Origin of the sequence: Corallococcus sp. CA049B, from assembly GCF_003611685.1 — a bacterium.
Lineage (GTDB): Bacteria > Myxococcota > Myxococcia > Myxococcales > Myxococcaceae > Corallococcus > Corallococcus coralloides.
The window spans coordinates 1-19,231 of record NZ_RAWC01000180.1 but is presented as its reverse complement, the minus strand read 5'-3'; the positions used below and the strand labels follow the sequence as shown (position 1 = coordinate 19,231).

The window sequence follows — 19,231 nt, the reverse complement described above, 5'->3', positions numbered from 1 at the left end:
TCCCCACCCCACGCGCCACGGCGCCTCCGCACGCGGCCGCGGCCCACCCGCGAGGGCACACCCGTGGCATGGGGGGCCTGCGCCATGCGTGCACTCCGCGCACGCGTGCGCCACGGTCCGCGCGAGACCCACGGGATTCCACACGTTTGCGCTCGCGCGGCGTTCCTTCCGCAGGTCCACGCACCCATGCAGCAAGCCTGCCCGCCGCGCGGAGGTGCGTCCGCGATCGGATTGATGGACCACGCGCCGCGAGGCCAGTGCACAATGCGCCGCCATGCTTTCCGGTGTCTTCTCCCCGCTCGGCGTCCTCGTGTCCCTGCTCGTCCTGGGCGCCCTGGTCCTCGCCACGCTGTTCCAGCTCAAGCGCCGCCAGCGCGCCGCGTGGGAGGCGTTCGCGAAGGCGCACGGCCTCTCCATCGCGGAGCGGCGGATGGAGGTGCAGGGGCGCTATCAAGGGCGGCCGCTGCTCCTGGCCACGGGCAAGCGCGGCGCGATCAGCAAGAAGCGCCACACCGTGACGGTGCTGCGGCTGGACCTGGAGGGCGCGCTGCCCGCGGACCTGCTGCTGGAGCACGAGCGCCCCGAGGACAAGCTTCCCGGCGCCGCCACGCCTCGCGAAGAGGTGCTGGGCGACGCGGAGCTGGACGCGGCCTTCCAGGTGGAGGGGCTGTCCCCGGAGGCGCGCCCCGTCATCCTGGAGCCGGGCGTGCGTCAGCGCCTGCTGGGCCTGAAGGGCCACCGCCGCGTGAGCATCAAGGGCGGCTGGCTCCAGGTGGAGCAGCGCGGCGTCCCCGCGAGCGCCGCCGCGCTGGAGGCGTTGCTCCGCGCCCCCCACGACCTGGCCCGCGCCGTCTCCGAGGCCGCGCCCCCACTGCCCGCGACGAACGCCGTGGAGGACTCGCCGCACGCGGAGGCGTCACGGATGGACGAAGAGCGGCCCGGCTCCGAGCACGCCTGAGCGCGGCGCTTCAGCCCACCCGCGCCAGCGCCTCCACGAACTGCTCACGCACGCGCGTGGCCAGCGCCGCCGAGTCCGGCCCGAACGTCTCCGGCGGCAAGGCCGGCATCACCTGCACCGTGACGGTGGCGCGAGGGCTCATCCACGGCCCATCCCCATCCACCAGCTCCCGCGTGCCGCGCACCAGCACCGGCACCACCGGCACGTGCTCCTCCAGCGCCAGCTGGAACGCGCCGCGCTTGAAGGGCAGCACCTCTCCTGGCGAGTACGTGCCCTCCGGGAAGATGAGCACCGGGATGCCCTTGCGGAGCCACCGGCGGCACGGGCCCAGCAGCTGCTCCATGGACGTGGAGCTGCCGCGCACGATGGGCACATAGCCCAGCAGCGTCATCATCCAGCCCACCAGCGGCGTGCGGAACAGCGACGCCTTCGCCACGAACTTGTACGGCGTGAACAACCCCATCACCGCCAGGATGTCCGCGAACGACTGGTGATTGACGACGTAGACGCACGGCCCCTTGGGCAACAGCTCCCGTCCCTGGACCCGCACGCGCCAGCCGGGGGACGCGTGCAGCCACAGCCCGTAGCACCACCGGCACACCAGCACGTGCAGCCACTGGCGGTTCGGGTCCAACGGGTACGCCACCACGAACAACACCGCGCCCAACGTGAAGAGGAGGGGCGCGGTGACCAGGAACAGCGCGAAGAACCACAGCGAGACGACGTAGCGCATGCGAGAGGAGGAGCTTCCGTTCAGCGCGACGCCGGAGGCGTCCGGTCCGCCAGGAGTACCACGTTCCAGGCAGCCAGCTCACGCCGGCCCGGCCGCCCGCGCGCCCTCCGGAGGAGTTCGAGCGGAGCCTGGGGGAAGCCGGCGGAGCACCCGAGCGCCGGGGCAGGCAAGACGTCAGGCCCGCATCATTCGCCTGCAATGCGCTTGCAGGGCCGCCAGATTAGCGCCTTAAGGTGCCCGGCGAACCCGGAGGGAGAACCGCATGGACGCGCAGGGAGTGCACATCGAAACCCATCCCCGTGAGGGCGAACCGGTGTTCAGCGCGGGGCGCCCGGACCCCTGCACCCTGGTCCTCTTCGGTGCCACGGGCGACCTGGCCGAGCGCAAGCTATTCCCCGCCCTCTTCGAGCTCGCCCGCTCCGGCCTGCTCCCCGAGCACTTCGCCATCGTCGCCTACAGCCGCTCCAAGCTGGAGGACGCCTCCTTCCGCGAGCACGTGAAGGAGGGGCTGAAGAAGTTCGCCCGCACGCAGCCCCTGGACGAGGCCGCGGTGAAGCGCTTCGCGGAGGCCATCGAGACCGCCTCCGGCGGCTACGACGACCCGGAGGCCTTCAAGCGCCTGGGCCAGAAGCTCCAGGACATCTCCAAGCGCCACCAGACGGACGGCAACAAGCTCTATTACATGGCCACGCCGGCCTCCACGTTCCCGCAGATCATCCAGAGCCTCTCCGGCGCGGGGTTGATCAAGCGCGAGGAGCAGCCGGGAGAGAAGCCCTGGAGCCGGCTCATCATCGAGAAGCCCTTCGGCCACGACCTGGAGAGCGCGAAGGCCCTCAACAAGACGCTGGGCTCGGCGCTGGACGAGAAGCAGATCTTCCGCATCGACCACTACCTGGGCAAGGAGACGGTGCAGAACATCCTGGTGTTCCGCTTCGCCAACGCCATCTTCGAGCCGCTCTGGAACCGCCAGCACATCGACCACGTCGAAATCACCGCGGCGGAGGCCATTGGCGTGGAGGGCCGCGGCGGCTTCTACGACGAGACGGGCGTCATCCGGGACATGGTGCAGAACCACCTGCTCCAGGTGCTGGCCCTGTGCGCCATGGAGCCCCCGGTGTCCTTCGCCGCGGAGGACATCCGCGACGAGAAGAACAAGGTCTTCCGCGCGCTGCGCCCCGTCGAAGGCGGCGAGGTGCCCCAGCACGTGGTGGTGGGCCAGTACGAGGGCTACCAGGACGAGAAGGGCGTGAAGAAGGGCTCGCGCACGCCCACGTACGTGGCGATGAAGATGAACATCGACTCGTGGCGCTGGCAGGGCGTGCCCTTCTACCTGCGCGCGGGCAAGAACCTGAAGAAGCGCCTGACGGAGGTGTCCATCCACTTCAAGTCGGTGCCCATCGGCCTGTTCAGCGGCGGCGGCGCCACCTGCCAGCGGCTGCAGCCCAACGTGCTCACGCTGCGCATCCAGCCGCACGAAGGCATCGCGCTGTCCTTCGAGTCCAAGATTCCCGGCGAGGACGTCAACATCGGCGGCGTCACCATGGACATGGACTACGCGGAGAGCTTCAAGAAGCCCGTGCCGGAGGCGTACGAGCGGCTGCTGCTGGACTGCATGCGCGGCAACGCCACCCTCTTCGCGCGCCAGGACAGCGTGGAGCAGGCGTGGGGCTACATCACGCCCATCCTGAAGGCGCTGGAGACGGACGCGGGCGGCACGGTCCACACCTACCCCAAGGGCAGCAAGGGCCCTGACGCCGCGGACGCGCTGCCCGCGAAGAACGGCCGGCGGTGGTCCCCGCTATGAGCCAGCCCCTCGTCGTCCCCTCGGACCAGCTCGCCCGCGAGGCCGCGGACTGGATGGCGCGCGAGCTGACCCAGGCGCTCGCGACGAAGGCCCGCGTGAGCCTGGCCCTGTCGGGCGGCAACACGCCCAAGCCCGCGTACCGGATGCTCGCGGACCACAAGCTCCCCTGGGAGCGTGTGGACGTGTACTTCGTGGACGAGCGCTTCGTGCCGCCGGACCACCCGGACAGCAACTACCTGCTGGTGAAGCAGTCGCTGCTCGAGCCGCTGAAGCTGCCGGACGCGCAGGTGTTCCGCATGCAGGGTGAGCGCACGGACCGCGACGCCGCCGCGCGCGACTACGAGAAGACGCTGCCCGCGAAGCTGGACGTGGTGCTCATTGGCGTGGGCGAGGACGGCCACACCGCGAGCCTCATGCCCGGCCACCCTGCGCTCCAGGAGCGCACGCGGCGGGTGCTGGCGGTGGAGCAGAGCGCCAAGCCGCCGCCGTGGCGGATGACGCTGACGTTCCCCGTGCTCCAGGGCGCGGGGGCGGTGCTGGGGCTGGTGGCCGGCGAGGGCAAGCGGGACGCCATGCGGCGCATCCTCGCGGGCGATATGTCCCTGCCCGCGTCGCACGTGACGAACACGCAGTGGATGTTGGATCCCGCCGCCCACGGGTGAGGCGGCCCTCTGGAGGGAACGATGAGCGAACAGACGAAGCCGGCGCAGTTCGGCGTGGCGGGCATGGGCGTGATGGGCGCGAGCCTGGCCCTCAACATCGCGGACCACGGCTTCCGCGTCGCCGTGTGGGACCGCCACCCGGAGAAGCTCCAGCAGGTCCAGAAGGAGAACCCGAAGCAGGCCCTGCAGGGCTTCCCGGAGCTGGAGAAGTTCGTCGCCGGCCTGGAGCGCCCGCGCCGCATCCTCCTGATGATCACCGCGGGCGCCCCCGTGGACGAGATGATGGAGCGGCTGTTCCCGCTGCTGTCGCCCGGCGACGTCATCATGGACGCGGGCAACTCCTGGTACCTGGACACGCGCCGCCGTGAGGCCCTGTGCAAGGAGAAGGGCTTCCACTTCCTGGGCATCGGCGTGTCCGGCGGCGAGGAGGGCGCGCGCCACGGCCCGTCCATCATGCCCGGCGGTCCCAAGGACGCATACGCGCTGGTGCAGCCGGTGCTGGAGGCCATCGCCGCGCGCAGCGAGGAAGGCCTGTGCGTCACCCACGTGGGCCCGGAGGGCGCGGGCCACTTCGTGAAGATGGTGCACAACGGCATCGAGTACGCGGACATGCAGCTGCTCGCGGAGACGTACGACGTGCTCCACCGCGGCCTGGGCCTGGACACCGCGACGCTCGCGGACCTGTTCAGCAAGTGGAACGAGGGCATCGCCGAGTCGTTCCTCCTGGAGACCACCATCAAGGTGCTCCGCAAGCGCGACCCGGAGACGGGCAAGCCGCTGGTGGACATGGTGCTGGACAAGGCCGGCCAGAAGGGCACGGGCAAGTGGACGGTGCAGGTGGCGCTCGATTTGGGCGTGCCGGTGCCCTCCATCGCGTCCGCGCTGGACGCGCGCAACCTGTCCTCGCGCAAGGACGAGCGCGTGGCCGCGAGCAAGAAGCTCCACGGCCCCGACATCTCCCTGTCCTCGGAGGAGAAGAAGGAGCTGGCGCAGTGGGCGCATGACGCGCTCTACGCGGCGCGCGTGGTGACGTACGCGCAGGGCATGCGGCTCATCCAGGCGGCGTCGGACGAGTACAAGTGGGGCGTGTCGCTGGCGGAGATGGCGCGCATCTGGCGGGGCGGCTGCATCATCCGCGCGAAGCTGCTCACCCCGCTGCGCGAGTCCTTCCAGCAGCAGCCCACGCTGCCCAACCTGATGGTGTCCGAGGCCTTCTCGCCCGTGCTGGACAAGATGGCCCCGGCGTGGCGCAAGCTCGTGGGCGTCGCGACGAAGGCGGGCATCCCCGTGCCGGTGTTCAGCAGCAGCCTGGCGTACCTGGACAGCTACCGCAGCCCGGAGCTGCCGCAGAACCTCACCCAGGCCCAGCGCGACGCGTTCGGCGCGCACACCTACCAGCGCCGGGACAAGCCCGACGCCGGCTTCGTGCACTCGGACTGGCTGAAGTAGTCCGTCTCCCCTGCCCTGCGCGCCGCCTACTTCTTCTGGGTGGCGCGCAGCTCGGCGCGGCGGATCTTCCCGCTCACCGTCTTGGGCAGCTCCGTGACGAACTCGATCTCGCGCGGGTACTTGTAGGGCGCCGTGGTCTTCTTCACGAAGTCCTGGAGCTCCTGCGCGAGCTGGGGTGACGGCGTGTGGCCCGGCGTGAGCAGCACGTACGCCTTGATGCGGTGGCCCAGCTTGTCGTCCGGCACGCCGATGACGGCGGACTCGGCCACCGCCGGGTGCTCAATCAGCGCGGACTCCACCTCGAAGGGGCCCACGCGGTAGCCGGACGTCTTGATGACGTCGTCCGAGCGCCCCACGAACCACAGGTAGCCGTCCGCGTCGCGCACCGCGCGGTCGCCGGTGACGTACCAGTCCCCCCGGCTGCTGGCGGCGTTGGCAGCGTCGTCGTTGAGGTAGCCCGCGAACAGGCCCACCGGCCGCTCCGGCTTCACGCGCACGGCGATGTCGCCCTCATGCCCGTCCGCGACTTCGTTGCCGTGCTCGTCGATGACGGCCACGGTGAAGCCCGGGGACGGCTTGCCCATGGAGCCCACGCGCGGCTCCATCCCGGGGAAGATGCCCACGATGACCACCGTCTCCGTCTGGCCGTAGCCCTCGCGGATGTGCAGCCCGGTGGCCTCCTTCCACGTCTGGATGACCTCCGGGTTGAGCGGCTCGCCCGCGCTCAGGGAATGGCGCAGCGAGGACAGGTCCACCGCCTTCAGGTCCTGGAGCACCAGCGCGCGCCACGCGGTGGGCGGCGCGCAGAAGGTCGTCACCCGCTCCCGCTCCAGCACCTTCAGGAAGCCCACGGGGTCGAACCGGCCGCGGAAGTCGAAGACGACGTTGCACGCGCCCACGCTCCACGGACCGAAGAGCTTGCCCCACGCGCACTTCGCCCAGCCGGTGTCGCTGAGCGTGAGGTGGCGGTCCTCCGGCCTCAAGTCCAACCAGTAGCGGCCGGTGATGAGGTGCCCATGCCCGTAGCTGGACTGGGTGTGCAGCACCATCTTCGGCATGCCGGTGGTGCCGGACGTGAAGTAGATGAGCAGCGGATCATCCGCCTTCGTGGGCGGGAACGCCGTCGCCTGGGATTCCGCCAGCGCCTCCGGCGTGTAGCGCGTCCACGGAGCAGGCGCGTCGCCGGTGGACACCCACGTCGTCACGCCGGGGGCCTGGCCCAGCACGCCCTCGAAGCGGTCCAGGCAGCTGCCGTCGGTGAGGACGGCCTTCGCGCCAGCGGCCTCCAGCCGGTAGCGGATGTCCTTGGCGGTGAGCATGGGCGTGCCGGGCATGAAGACGATGCCCGCGCGGATGCAGCCCAGCACCAGGAACCACCACTCCGGCACGCGCGGCATCAGGATGAAGACCCGGTCGCCGCGCTTCAGGCCCAGCCCGGTGAGGAAGCGCGCCGCGTGCAGCGAGCGCTCCTTCAGGTCCTGGAAGGTGAAGCGCTGGGAGCGCCCGGACTCGTCGGACCACTGGAGCGCGGGGGCCTGGGGCCGCTCGGCCGCGTGCCGGTCCATGACGTCCGTGGCGAAGTTGAAGTGCGCCGGCCGCTCCCACCGGAAGTCACGGCGGGTGGACGCGTAGTCGGCGGAAGCGCGGGATGAAGACTCGGGCATGGGCGGCTCCTGGAGTGTTCCGACAACCCCAGCAGCCTGTCACGTCATCCCGAGCGGTGAGGCAGCCCCCGCGCGAAAGCGCCCGGTGGTGGACGCTGGTGACGCGCGGGGAAAGCCAGCGTGCTTCAGCGAGCGGCGGCGCGCAGCTCTTCCGCCAGCTTGCGCGCTTCGTCGCTCCAGCCCGGCTCGCCCAGCGCGGCCACCTGGTCGAAGTCGCGCGCGGCGCGGGCTTCCTGGTGCAGGGCGCGCAGCGCGAGGCCGCGGTTCCACAGCGCCTGCGGGTTGCGCGGATCCGCGCGCACCACGGGGTCCAACAGCGCCAGCGCGTCCTGGTAGCGGCCGTCCTGCAGCGCCACCACCGCCAGGTCGCTGTCGCGCGCCAGCGACGCGGGCTCGCGCGCCAGCACCGCCTGCGCCTGCTGCCACTGGCCGTGCAGCACGTAGGCCGCGACGATGCCGCGGAAGTCCTTGCGCTCCTCCATCTCCGCCAGCGGACGCAGCGGCAGGGTGCCCTGGGCGGCCTCCACGCCGTCCGCGCCACCGCGCATGGGGCTGTAGCGGCGCCACTGGTCCGCGCGCGGATCCGACAGGCGGGCCTCCAGCTCGCGGGTGGTCTGGTTCTCCAGGAAGACGATCGCCGGCACGTCCGCGGCGGGCATCATGCGCGGCACGAAGACGGCGCAGAGGCTGGCGGCCATGGCCAGCGGCGCCACCACGCGCGCGTTCTTGCGCACCCACGCGCCCAGCGACACCACGTTGCCCTCCGGCTTCGCGGCCGGCGCCTCCGCCACGCCCGTGCCCAGGGCCCGCGCCGCCAGCAGCTCCAGCTGGAGCAGGTCCCTGAGTCCGCACTCGCAGGCGGCACAGCGCGGCAGGTGGTTCCGGAAGCCTTCGGCGTCGGACTCGGACAGCTCCCCGTCCATGAAGAGGTGCAACCGGGTGCAATGCGCGTTCATGACTGGACCCCCCGCTCCCGAGCCACGGCGACGCTCGGAAGGAGCAGTTCCCTCAGGTCCCGGCGCGCCAGCGTCAGCCAGCTGCCCACGGTTCCCACGGGAACGTTGAAATGTTCGGCGATGGCCTGATAACGGCGGCCTTCGGCGTGAAGCTTGTACGCGTCCCGCAGGTGCGGCTTGAGCTGCTCGATGGCCGCCTGGAACGCGTCGTTGCCCACCAGCTCCCAGTTCTCCCGGTCGCCATCCCCCGTCACCGGCAGGTCCTGCACCAGCGCCAGGTGCGGCAGCCCCCGGCTCTCCGTGCGCTGCCGGCGGCAGTGGTCCAGGAACCGGTTCGTCATCGTCGTGCACAGCCACGCCGCGCACGCCGCTTCCGTCCGGTCCTTCAGGTGGCCAAACTCCGGCAACGCCCGCTCGAAGGCCTCCTGGACCAGGTCCTCCGGGTCCAGGATGCCGCGAGCGCACAACCGCCGCGCCACCGCCAGCAGGCTGGGCCGGTGTCGCTGGATGAACGCCTCGAAGTGGCGCTTTTCCCGGTTGAAGAGATTGGCCATGACACAAGGCCCCGAAGTGACTGGTGGGCTTTCCTGACTAAAGACGCCGAGCGGTTCGTTTCTTGAGAGAAAAATGCCCGGAAGGGCAGACAGGCCTGCCCGGCAGGTGGCTCAGCGAGCCCCGTCGCCCCCTTCCAGCAGGGGGGGCACCGACGGCGGCGGCAGCGGGCGGCGCCGGCGCGGGCCGCGCTCGTTGCAGGTGGGGTACGAGTTCTTCACGTGCGGGGCGCTGGTGTCCGGTTCGAAGGCACCGGGGGCAACGGACGACACGTCTCCGGAGGTCATGGGATCTTTTCTCCTGCTACGAGGGGAGTCCTGCGTAAACCGAGGCTGGGTGGATTGGGACTTTGGAGCCGTCCATAACATGGGCTGCCCTCCCGGCAGCAGGGGCCCCCCGGCCCCTGCCTCCAAGGATTTCAAGGAGTTCCGAATGAACGAAGACACGTCCCAGCTGCGCCCCGAGTGGCGGCAGTGGCTGGCGGAGAACCTGGCGCTGGGGGTCACGGAGGAAGACGTACAGAAGGTGCTGGTGTCGTCCGGTGTGGACCCCGCGGTGGCCCGGGCGGAGGTGGCGGCGGTGGGCACCCATCCGTACTTCCGGGCCTGCCGGCAGGTGGCCCGGCACTTCGGCTGGATGGAGTCGCTGATGGACGTCTACAGCGCGCTGCGGGCGCAGGACGGGGGCCGCGAGCTGGAGGTGCGCCACGGGGTGGGCCCCGAGGAGTTCTTCCAGCGCTACTACTTCGGCCACCGGCCGGTGGTGCTGCGCGGGATGATGGCGGACTGGCCGGCGCTCCAGCGCTGGTCGCTCACGTACTTCCGCGAGCGGCTGGGGAGCGTGGAGGTGGAGGTGATGGTGGGCCGCGACGCGGATCCGGAGCACGCGGCCTTCCAGGACCGGCACCGCTCGCGGATGCCGTTCTCCGACTTCCTCACCCTGCTGGAGACGGGGACGCGGACGAACGACTACTACATGGTGCCGCGCAACGAGAACTGGCGGGAGGGCGGGCTGTCGCCCTTGCGCGAGGACCTGCGGGCCCCGGCGGGCATCATCGAGCCGGACCTGCGCCAGGACATGCTGACGCTGCTCCTGGGGCCGGCGGGCACCGTCACCCCGCTGCACCACGACAACATGAACATCCTGTTGGGCCAGGTGATGGGCCGCAAGCACGTGCGGCTGGTGCCGTCCTTCGAGCGCCACCGGGTGTACCCGCACCGGGGCACCTTCAGCCACGTGAACGCGGACGCGCCGGACCTGACCCTGCATCCGCTCTACGCGGAGGCCACGGTGCTGGAGGCGGTGCTGGAGCCGGGGGACATGGTGTTCCTGCCCGTGGGCTGGTGGCACTGGGTGAAGGCGCTGGACGTGAGCGCCAGCGTCACCTTCCACCACTTCCGTGTTCCTGGCGGCAACACGCACCTGGAGCCCCCTCTCTGACCTTCGCGCCGCGTCACTCGGCGTTCTCAACCAGCAGCACGGAGCGCGTCCACCCGGCCCGGGCGTCGCGGGACAGCCACGCCTGGCGCTCGTCGCGCAGCGCGATGGCGGCGGGGACGCCCGCGTGGATGCGCCGGCGCACCCCGTCGAAGAAGCGGCCCGCCGCGTCCGGGATGTCCACGGTGGAGGCCAGCACCGCGCGAGCGCCCGAATCAATGAAGGCCGCGGGCAGGCTGAAGGGCTCCGTGCTCTGCAGGGCCGTGGTGCGGCCCGCGCTGCACGCTGCCAGGAACACGGTGGGCGCGCCGGTGAGCCGGTGCTCCCGCACCACGTCCGCGGTGAGCGCGTAGCGGCCGTTGACCTCCGGGGACAGCACCACCAGCGAGGCGCCGGAGAGCGTGGGGTCGGTGATGCCGTGGGCGTGGATTTCAATCTCCGTGGCGTCCGCCATGCGCGCCAGCACGCGCGAGGGCGTGGCGTCCGAACCGGACAGCACGTCCGGCGGAGCGCCGCCGGGCTCCGCGTCCGGCGTCCACGCGGGCAGCCGGGGCAATTGCAGCAGCGACGGCGTCTCCACGCCGGCCACCACCAGGCGGCGCGTGGCCGCGGGTGCCGGGCGGGGACCGCTGACGCGGCCCAGCCGGAAGCTCCACGCCAGCTCCGCCGGCAGCAGGTCCGTGCGCCCGAAGACGGGGGCCCACGCGAGCACGTCCACGCGCTCGCAGCTGGCGAGCGTCTGGCGCAGGGCGTCCGGCACCAGCCGGGACGAATCCGCGTGGGCGAACGCCACCTTGCGGGAGGCATCGTAGTGGCCCTTCACCTCGCCCTTGGGCCCCAGCGCGACCAGCACGGTGCGCTCCGCGTGGACGCTGGCGGCCAGCGCGCACCGGGTGGGCACGGGCGTGCCCAGCTGGGCGGCCATCAGCGTCACCACCTTGGGGAACTCTCCGGCGCGGCCCGCGTCCGTCGCCAGCGACGAATAGGCGAGCGCCCACGACTCGCGCGCCAGGGCGTCCCCGCGAGGCAGCGCGTCCGCCCGGGTGATGGTGTCGCGCAGGAACGCCTCGCCCTGGCTCCGGTCCTGCTCCAGGAGGAAGCGGCCCTCCAGATAGCGTTCATAGACCTGGTCGCTCTTCGCGACGACCGGGCCCGCCAGCATCTTCGCGGAGATGGCCCGCATCCACGCGGCGTCCCCGGGGCCGGAGCTCGTGCGCGCCAGCTCCGCGAGCGTCGCGCCGAACATCGGCTCCATCGGGTTGTCGGAGCAGGCGGCGGCCAGGTCCAGCTCGCGCCGGGCGGACTCTGGCCGCAGGTCCTGGTAGTGCAGGTGCGCCAGCTGCACGTGGGGCCAGTAGCAGCTGACCGAGGCCCCGCGGGCCATCCACTCCTCCAGGTACGCGCGGGCGCTGCCCAGGTCGTTGCGGGAGCGCGCCACGTGGCTGAGGATCTCCAGGGCGTTGAGCTCCAGGTCCCACTCGCGCAGCTGACGGGCGCCCGCCCACAGCTGCTTCGCGTGCTGCTCGGCCTCGGAGACGCGCTGCATGTCGCCGTAGAACATGGCCAGCCGCCGCTCCAGCTCCAGGCAGCGCACCGACAGCGTCGTCTCCCGGCAGCGCTGGAGCGCGCCGAAGTAGCGCTGCTCGGCCTTCCACCACGCGCCCTCCGCGATGTCCTTGCGCGCCTGGTCCCGCTCCGCGATGACCGCGAACCAGGGGTCGTTCGTCTTCTGGATGCGCGCGAGCGTGTCCTGGAGGTCCCGCGCGGCGTTGCCGCGGGTGCGCAGCAGGGCGCCCAGGTAGATGTCGTCGTCGCCGGACAGCCGCGCCTTGTCCAGGAGCGCATCCGGGGCTGCGCCGTGGCCTGGCCGCAGGGACTCCGCGTACTGCTGCGCCAGCATGCCCCGGCGGGAGAAGTCGCGCTTCGCCACGCGCTGCACGTAGTCCGTGAGCACGCTGCCGCCATGCAGCTGGTCCAGCTCCTTCGCCAGCGGCAGCAGCGCCTGCGCGCGCTCCTTCGACGCCGCGGCGCGCACCACGTCATAGAAGATGCCGCGCACGGTGCCGGGCATCTGCCGGGCCGCGTCCATGGGCAGCGGCGCCTTGGGGTCCTCCATCAGGGCCAGGGTCGCGTCGCGCGCGGCCTTCCACTGGCGCTGGCGCTCCAGCGTGGCCTCGCGAAGGGCCAGCGCCTGGGCGTGGGCCTCGCGCCCCCAGCCCTGCTCATTGCGCTTCGCCACCTCTTCGAAGAGCGCCGACGCGCGCAGCGTCAGCCCCATCTCCCGGAACACCAGCGCGCGGTTCCACAGCGCCTGCGTGAGGTCCGGCTTCGCGGCGAGCGCGCCGTCCAGCAGGCGCAGCGCGCGCTCATGGTCACCCCGCGCGAGCGCCACCGCCGCCAGGTCGCTGTCGCGCTCCGGCGAACCCGGCGTGCGCTCCAGGAAGGAGGCCGCCTGGCTCCACTCGCCCTCCAGGGCATAGGCCGCCGCGATGCCGCCCCAGTCCTGCTGGGCCTCCATGCGGGCGAGCGGCCCCAGGGGCATGGGCTCGGCGGGCACCGGGCAGCCGCCCGCGGGGGCGCGCGAGCGGTAGCGGTCCGCTTCCGGGTGCGTGAGGCGGGCCTCGATGCGGGCCGCCGTCCGGCGATCCGTCCAGAAGGTGTCAGGAAGGGACTGCGGCTGCGCCCGGGGCTTCAGGGCCGCGACGCCAACTGACAGGAGGGGGATGGCAAGTGCCAGCGCCCAGAGACTCTTCTTCGCCGGCTTCACCATGCGGTCCCCTCGGGCGTCTCCCCCCTGCCGCCCCTCCGGGCCGTTCTACACCAACCTCCGACGAACGCCGACCTGGCCCCGTCCCCTGCCTCCAGGCGTCCCATGACGCGGTGGGCAGCAAGGCGGTGGGAGAACAGGCGCATCGGATGTTTGGGGCGACACACGCACCAATAGACGGGCTGCTCCGCCGATCTTGAGAAAAGGCCCCACTTCCCACGTCAGATGCGACAGGGAGACAGGGCGCCGGGCCGTCAGGTTGTTGGGGGGATGACGCCCGGGGGCTCGGCTGCACGGCTGCTCTCGAAGGATGGTTTGAGCGCCCGCATCCACCCGGAATCACGCGCTTCGGCATGCCTGGGGAAGTGACGGGCGGCAGGGGCCCGTCCTCCTCATGGCCCACCAGGCGACCCGCCAGGCGCGCGTGTGGCAGGGGGTTGGCAGGCGGGATGAGGCGGGAAGGCTTTTTCGCCGCCGCGTGTCCTCGTGGCCCAACCCGGACCGAAAGGACCCCTGTTTGAAGCGACTCCTTCAGCTCGTTGCCGCTGCTTCCCTGATGCCGGCCCTGTCTTTCGCTGGCGTCCTCTGGAAGGGCGACTTCGAGACCGGCAACACGTCCCAGTGGACGCGCCAGCAGGCCGTTGCCAACAGCCGCTTGCAGGTCGTGACGGATGTGGTGCGTGACGGCAGGTACGCCCTCAAGGCCACGGTGAGGCAGGGCGACAACCCCATCAACGCCAGCGGCAACCGCAACGAGCTGCTGTACCTGACCCACGAGACGCAGGGGAAGGAGTACTACTACAAGTGGAGCACGCTCTTCCCCTCGAACTACCCGGTGCATGACTCGTGGCAGGTCATCACCCAGTGGCACCAGGAGAGCTGCTGTGGCTCGCCGCCGCTGGAGTTCTTCGTGCGCGGGGACAAGATCAACCTGCGCGTGGGCGGCAACACCACGCCCGTGCTGTGGCAGACCTCCATCGACAAGGGGAACTGGCACGACTTCGTGCTGCACGTGAAGTGGTCTTCGGACAAGAAGGTCGGCTTCGTGGAGCTGTGGCACAACGGGGAGCACGTGCTGCCGAAGACCTACGGCGCCAACCAGTTCGGCAAGGAGCTGAACTACCTGAAGATGGGCCTGTACCGCGACAACGTCATCAAGCCCGAAGGGACCATCTTCCACGACGGCTTCACCATGGGGACGACGCTCGAGGACGTGATGCCGCCCGCGCCCGCGCCGGTGGAGGAGCCCACGCCCACGCCCACGCCCACGCCCGTGCCGGATGACACGAACATCCCCGCGGAGGACCCGACGGCGGAGACCCCGGTGGCGGAGACGCCGGTGACGAACACGCCGCAGCTGCCCACCACCCAGCTGCCCACCGTGGGCGGCCAGACGCCCACCCCCACGCCCGTGTCCAACAACCCCAATGGCCTGCCGGACTCGTCCGACGCCATGGCGGGGGGCTGCAGCGCGTCCGGCACGTCCGGCACCCTGCCCTTCGCCGGGGCCCTGCTGATGCTGGGCGCTGTCGCGCTGCGCCGTCGCCGGGCCCCCGCCCGCGCGCTGGCCCCGCGCGCGAAGCGCTGACTTCCGCTCGACACCGAAGCAAGTCCCCAGGCCCGGTGCGTCTCATGACGCACCGGGCCTTCTTGTTTCCTGGGACTTTCTTCGGCCACACAAAAATGTCGGAGATTTTAAGTAATTCTTGAATTGTTTGACCTTCGCGGCTCAGTCGGGTTTCGCTTCGGGCTCCCCCGCAGCACGAAAGGCAGGACCCGATGAAGCGGACCTCCGGTCTGTTCTCCACCGCGACGGCGCTGTTCGCCGGCGCCACGTTGAGCGTCATTCCCTCGATGGCGATGGCGGCCCCTTCCCAGGCGGAGGCGGCGCTGGCGCACGACGTGTCGCCCGACCTGCTCTCCGCGATGCAGCGGGACCTGGGCCTGACGGCGGACGGCGCGAAGCAGCGGCTGGCGTCGGAGGCCGCGGCGGTGCGCGTGGAGGGCCACCTGCGCGCAGCGCTGGGCGAGCGCTTTGGCGGCGCGTGGATGAACGCGGACGGCAGCGCGCTGGTGGTGGGCGTGACGACGGACGCGGACGCGGACGCGGTGCGCCGCGCGGGGGCCGTGCCCCAGAAGGTGAAGTACACGCAGGCGGAGCTGGAGGCGGTGAAGGCCCAGCTGGACCGGGACAGCGGGATGGCGGGCCGCGCCGTGCATGCCTGGTACGTGGACGTGATGACGAACAGCGTGGTGGTGCTGACGCAGGACTCCGCGCTGACGGGCGGCACGGACTTCGTCGCGAAGGCGGGCGTGAAGCACGCCGCGGTGCGGACGGTGCCGTCGCGCGAGGAGTTCAAGCCGGTGTACGACCTGCGCGGCGGTGACGCGTACTACCCGGGCGGCTCACGCTGCTCCATCGGCTTCCCGGTGGCGGGCGGCTTCGTGACGGCGGGCCACTGCGGCGGTCCGGGCACGGGCACCAGCGGCTTCAACGGCGTGGCGCAGGGCACGGTGGTGGCGGCCAGCTGGCCCGGCAACGACTACGCCTGGGTGCGCACCAACGGCTCGTGGGGGTCGCAGCCGTGGGTGAACAACTACGCGGGCGGCAACGTGCTGGTGCAGGGCTCGCAGGAGGCGGGCGTCAACGCGTCCGTCTGTCGCTCGGGCTCCACCACTGGCTGGCGCTGCGGCGTCATCACGGGGAAGAACGTCACGGTGAACTACTCCGCGGGCCCGGTGTACGGCCTCACGGCGTCCAGCGCGTGCGCGGAGGGCGGTGACTCCGGCGGCTCGTGGCTGTCCGGCAACCAGGCGCAGGGCGTGACGTCCGGCGCGGGCGGCAACTGCACCTCCGGCGGCAACACCGTCTTCCAGCCGCTCCTCCCCATCCTGAGCGCCTACGGCCTGTCTCTCACCACCACGGGCGGTGGCGGCTCCGGCGGCCCCATCATCGGCCTGGCGAACAAGTGCATCGACGTGCCGAACTCCAACACCAACGACGGCACCCGCCTGCAGCTGTGGGACTGCAACGGCACCAACGCGCAGAAGTGGTCCTTCATGTCGGACGGCACGGTGCGCGCGTTCGGCAAGTGCATGGACGTGGCCTGGGGCTCCAGCGCCAACGGCACGGCCATCCAGCTGGTCAGCTGCAACGGCAACCCCGCGCAGCAGTTCATCCTCTCCGGCGCCGGTGACCTGGTGAACCCCCAGGCCAACAAGTGCGTGGACGTGACGGGCGGCAACTCCGCCAGCGGCACCCCGCTGCAGCTCTGGGAGTGCAACGGCACCGCCGCGCAGAAGTGGCGCCGGTAGTCGTCTGCCGTAGCCCCTGAAACGAAGAAGCGCGGGCCCCAGTGCATGGGGACCCGCGCTTTGTCGTTTCCAGCGGCTCGCGTTGCTAGTGCGCGCCTTCCACCTTCACGTTGGGGTCCGCCTTCTGGAGCATGGCCACCAGGACGAGGGCGCAGACGAACAGCGCGGCGAGGATGAGGAAGTTGGCGTTGAAGGCCCGCACCAGCGCCTGGGCATTGATGCGCTGACTCAACAGGCCGTAGGCGGCGCCCGTGGGGTTGAGCACGCCCTTCGCCGCCATGGCGCCCGTCATGGAGGCGACCTGCTCCTGGGCCACCTGCCCGTAGACGTCCACGTGCGAGGTGATGGCGGTGACGTTGGCCTGGGTGGAGCGGCTGAGCGCGCTGCTCATCCACGCGGTGCCGATGGAGCCGCCCAGCTCGCGGGTGAGGTTGAAGAGGCCGGCCGCGTTGCCTCGCTGCTCCGGACGCAGGTTGCTGAGCGCCATCACCGACAGCGGCACGAAGATGAAGCCCAGCGAGCAGGCGCGGATGAACACCGGTGTAATCAGGGTGATTTCATCCACGCGCGTGGACAGGTGGCCGTTGGTCCACAAGGACAGGCTCACGCCCAGCACACCGAAGCCGATGAGGAGCCGGCCGTCCACCTTGCCGCCGAACTTGCCGATGAGCGGCATCAGCAGCACCTGGATGGCGCTGCCCTTGAGGAAGATGAGCCCGATGTCCAACGCCTCGTAGCGCATCACCGAGCCGCAGAAGAGGCTGAAGAGGAACGAGCCGGAGAACAGCGCCGTGCCCACCAGGAAGTTCACCCCCGTGGCCGCGGAGTAGGAGCGGTTGGCGAACACGCGCAGGTCCACCACGGGGCTGGGGGTCTCCAGCTCGTGGACGACGAAGGTGATGAGCGCGATGCCCGCGATGACCGCCAGCAGGGTGATGAGCCGGCTGTCGAACCAGTCCTCGCGGTGCCCCTCCTCCAGCACGTACTGGAGGCACGCCATGCCCACGGCGAGCAGCGCGATGCCGTTCCTGTCCACCTTCTCCGTGGACGGCTCGAAGTGGGGCTGCTCGATGGAGCGCCACGCCATGTACGCGGCGAAGAGGCCCACCGGCACGTTGATGAGGAAGATCCAGTGCCAGCTCGCCGCTTCAATGAGGAGCCCGCCCACGGTGGGCCCCAGCAGCGGGCCCGTCACGGCGCCCAGACCGAAGAGCGCGCCCGCCATGCCGTGCTCCTCGCGCGGGTAGCGGGCGAAGAGGATGGCCTGGGACGTGGGGATGATGGCGCCGCCGCCCATGCCCTGGAGGATGCGGAAGGCCACCAGCGAGGGCAGGTTCCACGACAGGCCGCACAGCACGCTGGCCACCGTGAACAGGAGGATGGAGAAGGTGAAGTACCTCCGGTAGCCGAAGCGGCGCTGGAGCCAGCCCGTCATCGGGATGACCACCACGTTGGCCATCATGTAGCCGGTGGACACCCAGGCGATCTGATCCAACGGCGTGCCGAAGCTCGCGCGGATGTCGCTCAGGGCCACGTTGACGATGGAGATGTCCAGCACGGACATCAGCGCCGCGGCCATGGCCGCGATGGTGATGCCCGCCTTGGAACCTTGGATGACGTCTCTGCGTGCGTCCACGGGGGGTTACTCCGCCTTCCGGGTATCCACCGCCGCGGACTTCTGGGGCTCCGGCTTCGCGCTGGTGTCCACGGTGACGTAGGCGCTCATGCCCGGCTTGATGGGCAGGTCCTTCAGGTCACCGTCGAAGCGGATGAGCACGGGGATGCGCTGCACGACCTTCACGAAGTTGCCGGACGCGTTGTCCGGCGGCAGCAGGGCGAAGCGCGCGCCGCTGGCGCCCGCGAGGCTGTCCACGTGGCCCTTGAACGCGTGGCTGCCGAAGGCGTCCACCTCCAGCTCCACCGGCTGGCCCGGGCGCATCCCGCCGACCTGGTCCTCCTTGAAGTTGGCGACGATCCAGATGTCGTTCTGCGGGACGACGGCCATCAGCGGGCGCTCCGGGCCCACCATCTGCCCCACCTCCACGGTGCGGCGGCTGATGACGCCGTCCACGGGGGCGCGCACCTGCGCGTAGGACACGGCGAGCTCCGCGAGCGTCAGCGCGCCGTGCGTCTGCTTGAGGCGGGCCTCCGCGAGCTTCAGCGCGGCCTGCGCGGCCTGCACCTGCACGGGCGCCGTCTCCGCGGCGGTGAGCTTGCCCTGCGCGGCCTCCAGGCCACCGGAGGAGCTCTGGATGCCGGCCTCGGTGGAGGTCAGCCGCGCGCGGGACTGGTCCAGCGCGGCCCTGGCCTGATCATACGAGGCCTGACGGGCGTCCAGGTCCGCCTGGGCCACGGCGCCCTGCTCGCGCAGCTGCTTGATGCGGCCCAGGTCCGTCTCCGCCAGCTTGAAGCGCGCCTCGGACGCGGTCACGTCCGCGCGGGCCTGATCCAGCGCGGCCTTGGAGGAGCTGATGCCGCTGGAGGCCTGGGTGATGCCGGCGCGGGCCTGGCGCAGGTTGGCGCCCGCGTTGGCCTCCGTGAGGGTGAGCTGGGCCTGGGCGTTGGACAGCTGGGCCTCCGCGCTCATCACGTCCGCGCGAGCAACCTCCAGGCGCGCGTCCAGGTCCGCGTGGTCCAGCTCCACCACCACGTCCCCGGCCTTCACCGTCTGGTTGTCGTGCACCCGCACGCGGGCCACCTGACCGGCCACGCGCGGCGACACGTTGACGATGCGGCCCTCCACCTGGGCGTCGTCGGTGGACTCGTGACCGTGGGTGAGGAGGAAGCGCGCGCCACCGCCCAGCACCGCCACGCCCACGAGGATGGGCAGCACCTGCCTGGCGCGGGAGCGCTTCGCGGGCTTCGCGACGGCGGGGGCTTCTGTGGAGGGGGCGGCTTCCAGTGAAGGGGCGGTACGGGTCGTCATGGTTGTTG

15 protein-coding genes are annotated in these 19,231 nt (G+C 71.0%); 7 read left to right on the top strand and 8 right to left on the bottom strand.

Going from position 1 to position 19,231, the window contains the following annotated elements:
* Positions 1 to 274 precede the first annotated feature (274 nt).
* A complete protein-coding gene (locus D7W82_RS29620) occupies positions 275 to 958 on the top strand; it encodes a hypothetical protein (protein ID WP_120621547.1) in 684 nt (227 codons plus the stop codon).
* A gap of 10 nt (positions 959 to 968) precedes the next feature.
* On the opposite strand, the gene D7W82_RS29615 is transcribed toward D7W82_RS29620, so the two are convergent.
* Positions 969 to 1,691, bottom strand: a complete 723-nt coding sequence (locus D7W82_RS29615) for a 1-acyl-sn-glycerol-3-phosphate acyltransferase (protein ID WP_120621546.1) — start codon at positions 1,689 to 1,691, stop codon at positions 969 to 971.
* Positions 1,692 to 1,953: 262 nt separating this feature from the next.
* On the opposite strand from D7W82_RS29615, the gene zwf reads away from it, so the two are divergent.
* The 3 genes from zwf to gndA are packed head-to-tail and all read left to right on the top strand — an operon-like array spanning position 1,954 to position 5,606.
* A complete protein-coding gene (gene zwf / locus D7W82_RS29610; protein ID WP_120621545.1) occupies positions 1,954 to 3,495 on the top strand; it encodes a glucose-6-phosphate dehydrogenase in 1,542 nt (513 codons plus the stop codon).
* Positions 3,492 to 4,157: a 6-phosphogluconolactonase gene (gene pgl / locus D7W82_RS29605; protein ID WP_120621544.1), complete on the top strand. Its 666-nt coding sequence runs from the start codon at positions 3,492 to 3,494 to the stop codon at positions 4,155 to 4,157. Before zwf ends, pgl begins: the two co-directional genes overlap by 4 nt.
* A gap of 21 nt (positions 4,158 to 4,178) precedes the next feature.
* On the top strand, positions 4,179 to 5,606 hold the full coding sequence (gene gndA / locus D7W82_RS29600) for an NADP-dependent phosphogluconate dehydrogenase (protein WP_120621543.1): 1,428 nt from the start codon (positions 4,179 to 4,181) through the stop codon (positions 5,604 to 5,606).
* A gap of 26 nt (positions 5,607 to 5,632) precedes the next feature.
* On the opposite strand, the gene D7W82_RS29595 is transcribed toward gndA, so the two are convergent.
* From D7W82_RS29595 to D7W82_RS40675, 4 genes are all read right to left on the bottom strand, one after another.
* On the bottom strand, positions 5,633 to 7,270 hold the full coding sequence (locus D7W82_RS29595) for an acyl-CoA synthetase (protein ID WP_120621542.1): 1,638 nt from the start codon (positions 7,268 to 7,270) through the stop codon (positions 5,633 to 5,635).
* 125 nt (positions 7,271 to 7,395) lie between these two features.
* Positions 7,396 to 8,226: a zf-HC2 domain-containing protein gene (locus D7W82_RS29590; RefSeq protein ID WP_120621541.1), complete on the bottom strand. Its 831-nt coding sequence runs from the start codon at positions 8,224 to 8,226 to the stop codon at positions 7,396 to 7,398.
* Complete coding sequence (locus D7W82_RS29585; protein ID WP_120621540.1) at positions 8,223 to 8,780, bottom strand: RNA polymerase sigma factor; 558 nt, start codon at positions 8,778 to 8,780, stop codon at positions 8,223 to 8,225. The genes D7W82_RS29590 and D7W82_RS29585 overlap by 4 nt, the downstream gene beginning before the upstream one ends.
* A 111-nt stretch (positions 8,781 to 8,891) precedes the next feature.
* Positions 8,892 to 9,065 (bottom strand): hypothetical protein, encoded by a 174-nt coding sequence (locus D7W82_RS40675; RefSeq protein ID WP_158617753.1) that lies wholly within the window; start codon positions 9,063 to 9,065, stop codon positions 8,892 to 8,894.
* 145 nt (positions 9,066 to 9,210) lie between these two features.
* Between D7W82_RS40675 and D7W82_RS29580 the strand changes: the two genes are divergently transcribed.
* Positions 9,211 to 10,218, top strand: coding sequence for a cupin-like domain-containing protein (locus D7W82_RS29580; RefSeq protein WP_120621539.1), 1,008 nt, complete (start codon positions 9,211 to 9,213; stop codon positions 10,216 to 10,218).
* 13 nt (positions 10,219 to 10,231) lie between these two features.
* Here the strand turns inward: D7W82_RS29580 and D7W82_RS29575 are convergent, their stop codons facing one another.
* Complete coding sequence (locus D7W82_RS29575) at positions 10,232 to 12,985, bottom strand: CHAT domain-containing protein (RefSeq protein WP_120621538.1); 2,754 nt, start codon at positions 12,983 to 12,985, stop codon at positions 10,232 to 10,234.
* Positions 12,986 to 13,538: 553 nt separating this feature from the next.
* On the opposite strand from D7W82_RS29575, the gene D7W82_RS29570 reads away from it, so the two are divergent.
* Both D7W82_RS29570 and D7W82_RS29565 read left to right on the top strand, forming a co-directional pair.
* Positions 13,539 to 14,570 (top strand): polysaccharide lyase, encoded by a 1,032-nt coding sequence (locus tag D7W82_RS29570; protein WP_199727856.1) that lies wholly within the window; start codon positions 13,539 to 13,541, stop codon positions 14,568 to 14,570.
* Positions 14,571 to 14,761: 191 nt separating this feature from the next.
* Positions 14,762 to 16,297, top strand: coding sequence for a S1 family peptidase (locus D7W82_RS29565; protein ID WP_120621536.1), 1,536 nt, complete (start codon positions 14,762 to 14,764; stop codon positions 16,295 to 16,297).
* Between the two features lie 85 nt (positions 16,298 to 16,382).
* Here D7W82_RS29565 and D7W82_RS29560 read toward each other — a convergent pair whose 3' ends face one another.
* The gene (locus D7W82_RS29560; protein WP_233588008.1) at positions 16,383 to 17,933 is read right to left on the bottom strand and encodes a DHA2 family efflux MFS transporter permease subunit; all 1,551 of its coding nucleotides are present in this window, start codon (positions 17,931 to 17,933) and stop codon (positions 16,383 to 16,385) included.
* Between the two features lie 6 nt (positions 17,934 to 17,939).
* A complete protein-coding gene (locus D7W82_RS29555; protein WP_120621535.1) occupies positions 17,940 to 19,223 on the bottom strand; it encodes an HlyD family secretion protein in 1,284 nt (427 codons plus the stop codon).
* Positions 19,224 to 19,231 lie beyond the last annotated feature (8 nt).